Here is a 12165-nt window from a genome sequence, read left to right as displayed (position 1 = left end):
AGTGGGCAGATTAGCTGGCCGCCACCGGGCAGTTTAACTGGCCACCGGCGGGCACTTATCCTGGCCGCCAGCGGGCAGAAATTCATGGCCCTTGACATGAGTGGTTGTGGGCTAACCCCGCATATTCCGAGATCATCATTAGGACGATCTGGGTGGGGCTCACGACGGTTGGACTCTGTGCCCTGCTCGGATATCCATTTGCCTACACGATGGTGATCTCCGGACCCAAGGTCCGCACGGTCTTGCTGTTGATTGCACTTCTCCCATTCTGGGTGAGCGGCGTAGTTCGGATCTTCGCGTGGGTCATTCTGCTGCAACCAGGAAGGCGCGGTTTCGGTGCTTTTCGGTATGCCCGAGGGAGTGCTCGGTACTGCCCTCGGCGTACAAATTGGGCTAGTTCAGGTGCTTTTGCCGTTCATGATTCTCCCTTTGTATAACGGGATGCGGAAGATCGATCCGAACTTGACCAAGGCAGCGGAGAGCCTCGGTGCCAGACCGTCGGTGGCGCAATCTTCCTTCCGTTGTCCGCGCCGGGACTGTCTGCGGGAGCCATAGCTGTCTTCGTTCTGACGCTGGGCTTTTACGTGCTCCCCCAAATGCTGGGTTCACCCCAGGAATCCATGCTCGGCGATTCGTTCTGGCACACACCATGCTCGCTATCCCGTTTGTGGTTGTCTCTGTGGGAGTGAGCCTCTCCGCTCTAGACCCGGATCTCGAAAGGGCTGCCGCAGGGCTTGGTGCCAGCAGATTTGCCACTTTTTGGTCAATCGTCTTGCCGTCAATACCACCGGGAATAGTCACCGGCGCTCTCTTCGCATTCGTCACCTCGTTCGATGAAGTGTTGGTCTCACTCTTCATCAAGTCGCCGTTCTTAGAGACCCTGCCGGTTCGTATGTACACCAGCATCAATACCACTATCGATCCCACGATTGCCGCAGCATCCACAATCGTGCTCGCCTTCACTACTGTCCTACTAGCTGTCGTCGGTGGTGGGTTCTTGGCTCGCAGCAGCTGGAAGCTTAGGAGCAGATGATGACCATTCTCGAGAAAAAGCAGACCATGAGTGACACGAACCAGACTGAGAAGAGACAGGCTGGGATTGGCGTCTCTCTAAGCGGGATTACCAAGTCATTCGGGGGAGCAAACGCCGTCAACCAGGTCTCCCTCTCGGTGGAGCCCGGCGAATTTATGACCCTGCTTGGACCCTCTGGCTCAGGCAAGACCACGACTCTGAACATCATTGCGGGTTTCCTGAGTGTCGATGCGGGAGATCTTCTCCTCGGCAACCAGTCCGTCACGTCTCTCCCGCCGCGGGCACGCGGCATCGGCATGGTCTTTCAGAACTACGCTCTCTTCCCCAACATGACTGTCTTTGAGAACATTGAGTTCCCGCTCAAGCAGAGAAAAATTCCGAGAGCCGAGCGCCGAGACTTGGTAGCCAAGGCTGTCAACACGGTGCGCCTCAACGGTTTCGAGAAGAGAACGCCGAACCAATTGAGCGGAGGGCAGCAACAGCGTGTCGCTCTAGCCCGCGCGATCGTCTTCCAGCCCCGATTGCTCCTCATGGACGGACCGCTCGGGGCGCTGGACCGTACATTGCGAGACACGATGCAGCTCGAGCTTCGCCGCATCCACCGCGAAGTCGGCTGCACCGTAATCCTGGTCACGCACGACCAAGAGGAAGCGCTGGCGCTATCTGATCGCATCGCGGTTTTCGATGCCGGGTCGATCCGGCAGGTCGGGACTGCAAAGGAGTTGTACGAAAAGCCTGCAGATGTTGTCGTGGCGAAGTTCCTCGGGGAGTCGACGAGGTTGGTTGGGACCCTAGCCGACTCCAACGGGGCGCCTGTCTTGGAATTCTACGGGGCCAACATCCCCGTACCTCAGACTGCGCTCCCGACTAAGACTGAGGCGACCCTGGTGATCCGGCCAGAGCGTGCACGGTTACGTCCGATGGGTTCGAATGTCTTAGACGGCGAGGCTGGTATCGATGTCACCGTGGTCGAGGAGATCTACCTCGGCGCAGGCCGAAAGGTGAGCGTTGAACTGCCGGATGGGTCGACCGGGATCGTGCGCGAATCTGCAGGTGAGGTGGCCGAGATACGCCTCGGAGACAAGTGCCGGCTGACGTGGAAAGTCGAGAACTCCGTCTTACTGCAAAGCCAACACGACTGAACTAAGGGTGTTTCGCACTTGCTAACTATCGCGCCACAGCAATAAGGAGAACCGATGTCGCTCACGCAAACAACGTTCGACGACGCCATTGCGGTCGTCACGATATCGAGTCCTCCGGTGAACATGGGGAACCAACTTCTCCGTTCTGACCTTCTTGGAGCACTCAAATCATTGCCGGGCGACCTGAAAGGCGTCGTCCTCATCTCCGCTTTGTCGGATTTCTACGCAGGTTCGGACCTTCAGGAGTTCGACGGTCCAATTCGAGAACCTCAACTTCCGGAAGTCATCGACACTATTGAGCAGCTCCCACCCGTCGTTGCTGCACTGTCTGGTCACGCGCTTGGCGGTGGGCTGGAGCTTGCCCTTGGCTGCGACTATCGCCTCGCGTCCCAGAATGTCAGGTTGGGCCTTCCCGAGACCACTCTCGGGGTCCTGCCGGGCGCGGGCGGCACAGTGCGTCTCCCTAGGCCATCGGTGTCCCCGCTGCTATAGAAATGGTGAGTTCCGGGCGTATTCTCACGGCCGAGGCTTCGCTTTCTGTCGGGTTGATCGATGCGGTATTCGACCAGGATGAGCTACTGCAGCAGGCCAAGGCCTTTCTGCGCACAAACAGAGAGAAGCGTCGGCTCCGCGAGTTACCAAGACCGGCACATTCGGGAGCGGACATCGATGCAGCCACCGCAAAGGCGCTGAAAAAGGGGCGGGCCCGGCCGAACGTCGTCGAAGCTGTGGACCTTATCACGACAGGCGCAGCGCTTCCAGGCGCTGAAGCGCTGGCACGAGAACGCGCAGCCTTCAATCGGTTGCGAGTGTCAGACGAGGCGGCGAACCTTCGCTACCTCTTCTTCGCGACGAGGAACGCGGCCAAGGGCATTCGCGTCGGTGTTGAGCCCCCTCATTTGTTAACGGTAGGGGTGGCCGGGGCTGGGACCATGGGGTCGCGAATCGCGGCGGCCTGTCTCGCCGCAGGATTACGTGTCGTTGTTTTTGACTCGGCGACGGAGGCTCTGAGTCGTGCGGAGAATCAGCTTCGCGAACATAGCGAGGGTAAGGCGACGGCGGAATTCGTCGATGACATTACAGGACTCGCGGGTGTTGACCTTGTGATCGATGCCGTTTTCGAGGACATGAATGTGAAGAAGCAGTTCTTCAGGACGATCGGAAAAGTCGTCGAACCGACCACCGTCCTGGCCAGTAATACCTCGTACCTCGATCTGAATGAAATAGCGCAAGAGGTAGAACGACCCGAACGGTTTGTGGGGTTGCACTTTTTCAATCCCGCCGATCGCAACCCACTCGTAGAGATTATCCGAACGTCGACCAGCGGAGACCGTGCGTTGGCCGCCGCAGCCGAACTTTCCCGGCGTTTAGGAAAGACGCAGATCCCGGCTCGCGTTGCCGAAGGTTTCGTCGCCAACAGGGTGTATTCGGACTACCGAGCACAGGCCGAGTTCCTGTTGGAGGACGGAGCTTTGCCGGACCAAGTGGATCGTGCAATGCAGAACTTCGGGTTTGCGTTGGGACCTTTCGCTGTGGCCGATATGTCAGGACTCGACATTGCGTGGGCTCGTCGCAAGCGCCTGGCGCCGCAGCGAGATCCTCTACAGCGCTACGTCGACATCCCAGACCGACTATGCGAGAGGGGCAGGTTCGGTGCGAAGGCGGGTGCAGGATACTACCGCTACACGCCTTCATCTTCTCCTGAACTCGACGTCGAAGTGCGGGAAATCATCGCCGAGGCGCAGCGACTTCGCCGTGCTGTCGTCGGTGGCCCCAACGTCGACCTGGGCGAATCGGCGATCGTGCAGAGGATCGTCATGGCGATGGTTGTCGCGGCTAGCGACGTAGTGTCTCGCGGTGTAGCCGGGCGCGCAAGTGATATCGATGTTGCGATGACTAGCGGGTTCGGATTCCCAAAGTGGCACGGCGGTCCGATTCGGTACGCCTCCGGGCAGTCTCGGCAGTGGCAACTTGAGGGTCTCGAGCAGGTGTTCCGTTCGGACCCCCTGGCGTACTCGTCGTTGGAGCCTGTGTCGACCGGGAAAGTGCCAGTTGCGATCGAAGGAATATTGTCACTCGCCCGGGACGGCGTCAGTATGGTCGATCGATAAGACGCGAGGGGCCAGCCAGCCGGTCTTCGGCGCGAGTACTGCAGGCCCCCGCCAGTCACCGCTGATTGAAGTCTCTCAGCGTAAAGGGTAAGGTAAATTACCTGCCAACCGGTTGGTGGGGATGTTTGCCAGGAGCCTTAGAAACTCGTCGGAGCACCGCCACTAGTTTGCAAGTGCCTGGGTTCGCCCGTTCAAGAGAAAGTGTAGGTAATACAGTGTCCATTTCCCCGGCTGACATCAAGATCGTCATAGACGCACTCCAGGATTCAGAGTGGGATGAGGCAATCGTCTCTATAGGCGACGTGACGATATCCGTGGCTCGCAACGGGGCGAGTCTGGCGCACACCAGCGGGGCCCCAGCCGCCACACCAGCGCCCGCAGCGGCGACGCCTCCTCCCAGTGTCGCGTCTGTAGCCGCACCTGAAGTCCCCGCTCCCCAACCGGCGACGGCGACGTCCATTGAGACTGACGCCTCGGACACGGTCGTTACTGCCCCGAGCATTGGCGTCTTCTGGCGAGCACCTCAACCGGGCGCCGCGCCGTTCGTAGAAGTCGGCACTCGTGTTTCTAAGGGAGACGCGCTTTGCATCGTCGAGGTGATGAAACTGATGAACAACATAACGTCACCTGTAGACGGGGTTGTCACGGCAGTCCACTGCGAGAATGCGGCAGCAGTCGAATTCGACACACCCATGTTCACGATCAAGGCCGATTGACATGAAACGTGTTCTAATCGCCAATCGCGGGGAGATCGCAGTGCGCGTTGTTCGCGCGTGCTTCGATGAGGGGCTCGAAAGCGTACTGGTTGTCTCTGCTGCGGATCGCGAAAGTCTTGCGGCAAAGCTCGCCGACGAAGTCGTCGTCATTGGCCCTCCCTCGGCGACAGAGAGCTACTTGTCCATCGACCGCGTAATAGCGGCGGCGACACTACACAACTGCGACGCGCTTCACCCGGGATATGGATTTCTTTCCGAGCGCGCAGAACTCGTCGACGCGTGCGAAGAGAACGGCATAACGTTCGTCGGTCCGCCCGCTGCCGTGATGCGTCGATCCGGCGACAAGTTGCAGGCACGCGCCATGGCCGGCTCTATCGGCATCCCGACGGGTGTCGGAAGTGAGGGCTTGACTGACCTGAGCCATGCGATCGATCAGGCAGAGGCGCTCGGCAGTTATCCGCTGCTCCTCAAAGCGTCTGCTGGCGGTGGGGGGCGTGGCATGACGATCGTGCGGGACATCAGCGATCTGGAGCGGAACTTCGAGCGTTCGAGCACCGAGGCTCTGCAAGCGTTCGGTGACGGAACGCTCTACTTGGAACCGTATATCGAGAAGGCACGTCACATCGAGGTTCAAATCCTGGCCGACGCCGATGGGAACGTGATTCATCTGGGGGAGCGTGATTGCTCTGCTCAACGTCGTTACCAAAAGATTATTGAAGAGGCGCCGAGCGTCGGCTTGCCCCCTGCGCTTGTCGAGCAGGTCAGAGAGTCGGCAGTTGCGCTCGCTCGCAACCTGGAATACATCGGTGCTGGCACCGTCGAGTTCCTGGTTGACGTCAAGCGCGAAACGTTCATCTTCCTTGAACTGAATGCGCGTGTGCAGGTGGAGCACCCTGTAACAGAGGTGGTGACGGGTATCGACATTGTGCGGGAACAGTTCCGAATTGCTCGCGGAGAGCGGCTCTCGGTTACACAGGACCAAATTCGAATTTCAGGTTATGCCATCGAGTGTCGCATCAACGCGGAGGATCCCCGCCAAAATTTCATGCCGAGTCCTGGAGTGGTGACTGAGTGGACCATGCCAGCCGGCTCTTTCGTCAGGGTGGACACGTATATGGCGACTGGGGCAGTAGTCCCCCCTTACTACGACTCGCTAATTGCGAAACTGATTGTCCATGCTAGCAATCGCTCCGACGCGGTCGAACTGATGGGACGCAGCCTGCGGAAGGTGGCAATCGGCGGGATCTCTACCACCGTGCCGTTGCATCAGGAAATTATTGGCGATCCGGTGTTCCGCACGGAACCGATCACTACGAAATGGCTCGAGGAAGAGTTCTTGCCAGCACACAACTACTGAGAGGCAGAAGTGGACTACACCACGATTGTGCTCGAACGTGACCCTCGCGTGGCGTGGATTACGCTCAACCGCCCGGAGAAGCTGAACGCGCTCAACGCCCTCCTGCTAGACGAACTGGAAGACGCTCTGGATCGGCTCGCCACTACGGATAATCGCGTGGTCGTCATCAAGGGCGCAGGCAGGGCTTTTTCGGCCGGGTACGACATCTCGCGTTCGGATGACGATTACACAGCAGAGAAATCCCCTGTCGACGACTACGGTCACCTCGTCGGTCATATGGACAGGTTCACTAAAATCTGGCGCCATCCTCAGCCAGTCATTACGGCAGTTCACGGCGTCTGCGCCGCTGGTGCGACGCAACTATGCACTTTCAGTGACATCACCCTCGTCACCGATGATGCACGCATCCAGGCCTCTCCCTCATTGCCGCTTGGCGGAGGATTCATCAGCCCCCTCTGGAGTCATCTGGTTGGGCCCAAGCGCGCGAAACTGATGTCCTTTGACGCAGGCCGCTTCATTGACGGACGAACCGCATCCGACTGGGGCTGGGCGACGGAGTGCGTGCCCGCTGACGATTTCGATGAGCATGTCCGCCGAACTGCAGAGTCGATCGCCCGGACGCCGGCGTCACTTCTCCGTATGAAGAAGGTAGCCGTGAACAGGGCTGCGGAACTCGAGGGGTTCCTTACCGTCGCGCGCATGGGGGCCGAGACTGATGCTCTGCTGCACATGACGCCAGAAGTGCGCCAGATGTCTGAGAATATCCGGCGCTTAGGGCTGAAGCAGGCGATCGCTGAATTCAACGAGGTCGGGCTGTGACAGTCGACGCATATCCCACCTATTCGCAGCTCCCCAACCTCGGGGACCTCGATATCAAGCACTCCTGGGATGTGCTCAGGGCGCCGCTCGGTGCACTGGCAAAGATCACCCCTGACCATCGTCTTGCTGCAATCGCTACGGTCTCTCAAGGAAAATCGTTGCCGCTCAACCTGAGCCTCACGGCATTCGACCCACCGTTGTTCAGCAGACCGGGGCTCGAGCATGAAGTCTACGAGCCAAACCGGAACAGTGCAGAAGACCTGCTTCACCGCTTCAACCCGCAGGCTTCAAGCCAACTCGACGGGCTTGCCCATGTCCGCGCACGCGAGTTGGGATACTTCGCAGGACACAAGGACCTTGACGAAGCGAGGCAAGCACTCGGTGTGCACCATTGGGCTCGCGAAGGAATCGTCGGGCGCGGAGTGTTGCTCGACGTCAAGTTGTTTCGAGAAGCGACGTCGAGGAGTGCCGACTCGTTCGATGGGTCGGTGATCGATCGGGCCGAGCTTCAAATGGTCGCTGAGACGCAAGGGGTCGAGCTGAGCCCCGGCGACGTTCTATTGGTGCGGACGGGCTGGGTTGAGCAGTACCTGGAAGGCCAGCGCGAACCGGAGACCGTCGGCGCAGGCACGTCTCGATGGACCGGACTTGCCGCTGATCACGACATGGCGGAATTCCTATGGGACAGCGGCGTCGCCATCGTGGGCGCCGACAATCCCGCTGTGGAAAGTGCACCCGGTGACCCGGCGGCCGGCTCACTTCATCGGCGACTGCTGCCCGGTTTGGGCATTCCGCTATTCGAACTGCTGAAGCTCGACGAACTCGGGGAGTATTGCCGCCAGCTCGGACGGTGGGAGTTCCTCTTTGTCTCTGTGCCGCTTGGGCTCGAGGGTGGAGTGAGTTCCACTGCCAACGCCATCGCTGTCCTATAAACCGAGACAACTCTTGCGTCTTCTGCTAAGCTCTAAACAACCAACCGTTTGATAATGAGAAAAGATGACACTGATGTCGACCATCACGACCGAAGCCTTCGCCGCTGAAGCGGACAGTTGGCTGGAGGAAAACGTTCCGTCACGCTGGCGCGACCATCGCAGCGAGCTCTCCGAGGCGGAGGTGTTCGAAATAAATCGTGATTGGGACCGGCGCCTGTGGGCCGGAGGCTTCGCGGGGCTCACGTTGCCGACAGAGTTTGGCGGGCGGGGATTGGGTCTCGTCGAGGAGATCACCTTCCATTTCCTTGCGGCTAGCCATCACGCCCCCGACGGACTGGGTCGCGTCGGGAAAGTTCTGACAGCACCCACGTTGATTGCTCACGGAAGTGAGACTCAACGCGCGAAGTACCTGCCGGCAATTCTCTCCGGAGAAGAAATTTGGTGCCAGGGCTTTTCAGAGCCCAATGCCGGCTCTGATCTCGCCGCTGTTTCCTGTAATGCCACCAAGGTCGACGGCGGCTACATCATCCGCGGTCGAAAAACGTGGACGAGCCACGGTAAGTACTCCGACCGCTGTCTACTCTTGGCGCGAACAGAGAAAGATGGCAGGCGACACAAGAACCTGAGCGTCTTCCTTGCCGACTTCAAGCAGCCGGGAGTTTCGGTCACCGGGATTCGCCAGATATCTGGGTCCATGCGTCTAAACGAGACTCATTGGGACGGCGCGTTCATTCCTGACAGCGACCTCGTGGGTGAAGCTGGAGACGGGTGGCGGATTGCCATGACCGTTCTGATGAACGAGCGGGGTGGCGTCGAAGCCGCCACTCGCTACGTGGAAGCCCGCGCCGACATCGATCTTCTTATCCAGCTCGCCGGCGGGGATGCCGCGTACGCACGAGAGATCGACGAACTGGAGACGAGGGTCGAACTCCTTCGGTGGATGCTCTCATCTGCCGTCAATCGTCAGGATGACCCGGTCGCCTACGGGCGAATCGCGGGAATACTGAAGGTCTACTGGAGCGAGCTCCTGCAGGACATCACCCGACTCGGCCTGCGTGTCTCGGATGAGTCGAACCGCTCGCTGTGGCAGACACGTTATCTCAATACGAGAGCGGCCTCGATCTACTCAGGGACCAACGAAATCCAACGAAATATCATCAGCGAAAGAATCCTGGGACTCCCACGATGACCATATCGATTCTCAATGAAACCCGCACGAGCGAACTGGGAGAGGCTGCCGCAGACGCCATTGCAAACATCCTGGCGAGGGCTACAAACGGCGCCAGTATCTCAACCTTCATCGAGGGCGAGCCTCCTCTGGCCTGGGCTGACCTGGCCGACGCGGACTGGGATCAACTCGGGCTGATAGAGGACGGGGAAGGAGCCTCGCTGCGAGACCTGGCGGAGTTTGCCCGGCGCTGGGGCTACAGCTGTGTGCAGGTTCCGCTCATCCCTACCATCCTTGCGAAGCGGCACTCCGCTGCTGCAGCGTCGGTTCGCGGCCCGGTCACTTTCTCGCTCGCTAAAGGGGATCCGAGCGGTCCCTTCTTTGCGCCGTTCGGCCAGGTCGAGGGAATCTCGTTCCTTCTCGACCTCGACGGGGAAGGTGTCCTGGTGGATATGCCCGAGGGTGCCACCGAGAGCTTCGCTCCCACGTTCAGAGGCACGTCGGTCCACCTGCGGTCTAATTTGTCGCCAGACTTCCGTCGCGAACTCGCGGTGTTGTGGGCGGCGGAATCGGCGGGAGCAGCCCGGCGACTGCTCGACGACGCAGTCGCGTACGTGAAGGAACGTGAGCAGTTTGGTCGCCCAGTCGGCTCTTTCCAAGCTGTAAAGCACCGACTAGCGAGCGCGCTGATCGCGACAGAGGCTGCCGAAGCTGCTGTTACTTGGGCCAGCCTTGATGCCCAGCGGGTGCATAAGACTGCCGCGTTTGCGGTGGATCAGAGTATCGCTGTGGCAGAAGCAGCAATCCAAGTGCACGGTGGTCTCGGTTTCACGTGGGAGATGGGTCTCCACTTCTATCTGAAGCACATGCTCCAAATTCGCGACCTGCTCCCGGGTCTGAGCCACGTCTAATCTGTAGACCATTTCTCGAGCGGATCGACCGAACATCACTGGGGCCTCTTACTGGACTTCCGTCCCTCCTGCGGCCACTAATGTTACGAATGAGTTGGAGCGAGGCAGTCCTGCTCTGGCCGAGCAGAGGCGCGACCACGAAGTTCCGGGGACGGAACCATTCTGATCAAAGAGGGCGGCCCGGAGATTGCCCGGTCGGTGGCTCGCACTGGTGAGATGATGGTCTTCGTGGACACAAACTAGATCGACGAAGTCGTGGAAGGTCTCCTGGGTAAGCGGGGGACGAGCCGTAAGTACGCCGCCATGGCTCGCGCGCATACCGCGCCGGAGAGTACGTGCGCCATGGCATCCGCACGTATGCGATCGGTCCCGTGGACGGCGCTGCACCAACTCGAACCAACTCAGATGGGAAGCGCCTCAAGGGGCCGCTTCGAGGCCGGGAGCGTTCCCATACGTCGACGGCCTGAAGCCGTCCATTCCCCGCTCGCGGTAGTGAAACCAAAAGCGCTGACGGCCAGGGAGCCTGGAGTAGTTCGAATCGATTCCGAGCTTGTGCGCCGAGTCAATCGGCCAATTCGGATTATAGAGTGCTTCTCGCCCAATTGCGATCGTGTCAGCCCTGCCGGAAGAGATAATCTGTTCGACGTGCTGCGCATGGACAACGAGTCCACGGCATTGGTCATGATGTTGACCTCGCTGCGAATTTCTGCGGCGAAATTGACCAGCGGGGCGTAAGAGGACCGGCGATCCAGAGCTCGCTTGCCGATCCCACCCGCTGAGGAGTCGAGCAAATCGACACCTTGGGATTTCAGTACGCGGGCAAGTGCGATCGTGTCGTTCAGCCATCCAGCGCCGTCGACGCAGGAGACCCGCACTGCCAGCGGTTTGCAGTACGCGGGCAAGTGCGATCGTGTCGTTCAGCCATCCAGCGCCGTCGACGCAGGAGACCCGCACTGCCAGCGGTTTGCCTTGCCGCCATACCTTCCGAACAGCATCGACGCAGTCGACGAGCAAGCGAATGCGATTGGAGAATCTACCGCCGTAGGAATCAGTGCGGTGATTCGTCGCTTCCGATAGGAACGTGTGTAGCAAATATCGTGTGCGGCATGAAGCTCCAAAACCTCGTCGCCCGCCTCATTGGATCGCCGAGCGGCCTTACGGAAAGCGACTATCACCTCTGAAATATCGCCGGTGGTCATCAGTCGTTCAAGTGGACCCTCGCGCGTCGACTCTTGCGGAGAGGCGCTCGGGACGAGCGCTTCCCATGTCGACGGTCCCGCTGCTCTAACCTCCTCGGGGGATAGCCACCGGGTCGGCTCCCATGGCGGCTTTTCCATTACTTTCCGGCCTGGATGCATGATTTGGATCCCGGGTACGGTGCCAGCACGCTTGATCAAATCCACGATGCGCCGAAACTCGGGAATAAAAGCTATCGTTCCAGATGCCCAAGTCACCAAGCGTCCCGCGCGCGCGCTTTTCGACCGTAGTTCCTTCTTGGAAGACAAGGCCGGCGCCACCTTCAGCGAATCGCCCATAGTGCATGAGGTGGAAATCGGTCGGGTGGCCTTCCTGTCCAGAGTATTGCCACATTGGTGAAATCAGGATTCGGTTACTGAGACGAATGTCGCGCAGATCAAGTGGTGTGAAAAGTCCGGTCATCTCTCGTCTCTTTTTCTTCGATGTTGTAAGTTGTTAGCAGGCAGCATGTTAGAAAGTGTCGGCGTTCTGCTAGTTCGATCGCCTTTAATCCTTCGGCGTCGCAAGTGCATCGGGCTCGCGTTTAGCGGACAAGTTTCCTGTGTCTGGTCCTCTTCTATTCACTGACCCCGATCCCACAGCCGCCGAGCGTTTGGTAGGTAGGGTTGGCTTGCACGAAGGCCAAATAGCGGTCAATTGGTTTAAGGTCTGCTTTGCGTCGCTGCTGCAGCGTCGGTTCGCGGCCCGGTCACTTTCTCGCTCGCCAGGGGATCCGAGCG

General features: G+C 59.4%; 12 protein-coding genes and 1 pseudogene. 10 read left to right on the top strand and 3 right to left on the bottom strand.

Translation table 11 applies throughout. The features are described 5' to 3' along the window. Window positions 1-649 precede the first annotated feature (649 nt). The 10 genes from AC5RWT_RS02425 (at window position 650) to AC5RWT_RS02380 (ending at window position 10189) form a co-directional block, all read left to right on the top strand. Window positions 650-1033: an ABC transporter permease gene (locus AC5RWT_RS02425; RefSeq protein ID WP_494078978.1), complete on the top strand. Its 384-nt coding sequence runs from the start codon at window positions 650-652 to the stop codon at window positions 1031-1033. After that, window positions 1033-2175: an ABC transporter ATP-binding protein gene (locus AC5RWT_RS02420; protein WP_494078977.1), complete on the top strand. Its 1143-nt coding sequence runs from the start codon at window positions 1033-1035 to the stop codon at window positions 2173-2175. Before AC5RWT_RS02425 ends, AC5RWT_RS02420 begins: the two co-directional genes overlap by 1 nt. Before the next feature lie 54 nt (window positions 2176-2229). Further along, window positions 2230-2667 carry an enoyl-CoA hydratase/isomerase family protein gene (locus tag AC5RWT_RS02415; protein ID WP_494078976.1) on the top strand — a complete coding sequence of 146 codons (438 nt, stop codon included), beginning with the start codon at window positions 2230-2232 and terminating at the stop codon, window positions 2665-2667. Between the two features lie 5 nt (window positions 2668-2672). After that, complete coding sequence (locus AC5RWT_RS02410; RefSeq protein WP_494078975.1) at window positions 2673-4286, top strand: 3-hydroxyacyl-CoA dehydrogenase; 1614 nt, start codon at window positions 2673-2675, stop codon at window positions 4284-4286. Window positions 4287-4501: 215 nt separating this feature from the next. Further along, complete coding sequence (gene accB, locus AC5RWT_RS02405) at window positions 4502-5002, top strand: acetyl-CoA carboxylase biotin carboxyl carrier protein (protein ID WP_494078974.1); 501 nt, start codon at window positions 4502-4504, stop codon at window positions 5000-5002. Between the two features lies 1 nt (window position 5003). After that, on the top strand, window positions 5004-6359 hold the full coding sequence (locus AC5RWT_RS02400) for an acetyl-CoA carboxylase biotin carboxylase subunit (RefSeq protein ID WP_494078973.1): 1356 nt from the start codon (window positions 5004-5006) through the stop codon (window positions 6357-6359). Between the two features lie 9 nt (window positions 6360-6368). Further along, window positions 6369-7178, top strand: a complete 810-nt coding sequence (locus tag AC5RWT_RS02395; protein WP_494078972.1) for an enoyl-CoA hydratase-related protein — start codon at window positions 6369-6371, stop codon at window positions 7176-7178. Beyond that, window positions 7175-8110, top strand: a complete 936-nt coding sequence (locus tag AC5RWT_RS02390) for a cyclase family protein (protein ID WP_494078971.1) — start codon at window positions 7175-7177, stop codon at window positions 8108-8110. The genes AC5RWT_RS02395 and AC5RWT_RS02390 overlap by 4 nt, the downstream gene beginning before the upstream one ends. Window positions 8111-8183: 73 nt before the next feature. Continuing rightward, window positions 8184-9299 carry an acyl-CoA dehydrogenase family protein gene (locus AC5RWT_RS02385; protein ID WP_494078970.1) on the top strand — a complete coding sequence of 372 codons (1116 nt, stop codon included), beginning with the start codon at window positions 8184-8186 and terminating at the stop codon, window positions 9297-9299. Beyond that, window positions 9296-10189: an acyl-CoA dehydrogenase family protein gene (locus AC5RWT_RS02380; RefSeq protein ID WP_494078969.1), complete on the top strand. Its 894-nt coding sequence runs from the start codon at window positions 9296-9298 to the stop codon at window positions 10187-10189. The genes AC5RWT_RS02385 and AC5RWT_RS02380 overlap by 4 nt, the downstream gene beginning before the upstream one ends. 417 nt (window positions 10190-10606) lie before the next feature. Here the strand turns inward: AC5RWT_RS02380 and AC5RWT_RS02375 are convergent, their stop codons facing one another. The 3 genes and pseudogenes from AC5RWT_RS02375 to AC5RWT_RS02365 all read right to left on the bottom strand — a co-directional run bounded on the left by AC5RWT_RS02375 (window position 10607) and on the right by AC5RWT_RS02365 (window position 11848). Beyond that, window positions 10607-11281, bottom strand: coding sequence for an oxidoreductase (locus tag AC5RWT_RS02375; protein WP_494078968.1), 675 nt, complete (start codon window positions 11279-11281; stop codon window positions 10607-10609). 65 nt (window positions 11282-11346) lie between these two features. Next, window positions 11347-11592, bottom strand: a pseudogene (locus AC5RWT_RS02370) (hypothetical protein); the annotation flags it as partial. After that, window positions 11474-11848, bottom strand: coding sequence for an oxidoreductase (locus AC5RWT_RS02365; protein WP_494078967.1), 375 nt, complete (start codon window positions 11846-11848; stop codon window positions 11474-11476). The pseudogene AC5RWT_RS02370 and the gene AC5RWT_RS02365, both read right to left, overlap by 119 nt. Window positions 11849-12165: the final 317 nt, after the last annotated feature.

The sequence above is a fragment of the Arthrobacter sp. Dra40 genome, from assembly GCF_059091905.1.
Note: the sequence above shows the minus strand (reverse complement) of the source record. Positions and strands in the feature narration are given on the sequence as shown.

Excerpts from the sequence above, each read along its gene's own strand:
- AC5RWT_RS02380 (WP_494078969.1), top strand. The coding sequence starts at position 9,296 with ATGACCATATCGATTCTCAATGAAACCCGCACGAGCGAACTGGGAGAG.
- AC5RWT_RS02420 (WP_494078977.1), top strand. The coding sequence starts at position 1,033 with ATGACCATTCTCGAGAAAAAGCAGACCATGAGTGACACGAACCAGACT.
- AC5RWT_RS02365 (WP_494078967.1), bottom strand. The coding sequence starts at position 11,848 with ATGACCGGACTTTTCACACCACTTGATCTGCGCGACATTCGTCTCAGT.
- AC5RWT_RS02415 (WP_494078976.1), top strand. The coding sequence starts at position 2,230 with ATGTCGCTCACGCAAACAACGTTCGACGACGCCATTGCGGTCGTCACG.
- AC5RWT_RS02425 (WP_494078978.1), top strand. The coding sequence starts at position 650 with ATGCTCGCTATCCCGTTTGTGGTTGTCTCTGTGGGAGTGAGCCTCTCC.
- AC5RWT_RS02385 (WP_494078970.1), top strand. The coding sequence starts at position 8,184 with ATGTCGACCATCACGACCGAAGCCTTCGCCGCTGAAGCGGACAGTTGG.
- AC5RWT_RS02400 (WP_494078973.1), top strand. The coding sequence starts at position 5,004 with ATGAAACGTGTTCTAATCGCCAATCGCGGGGAGATCGCAGTGCGCGTT.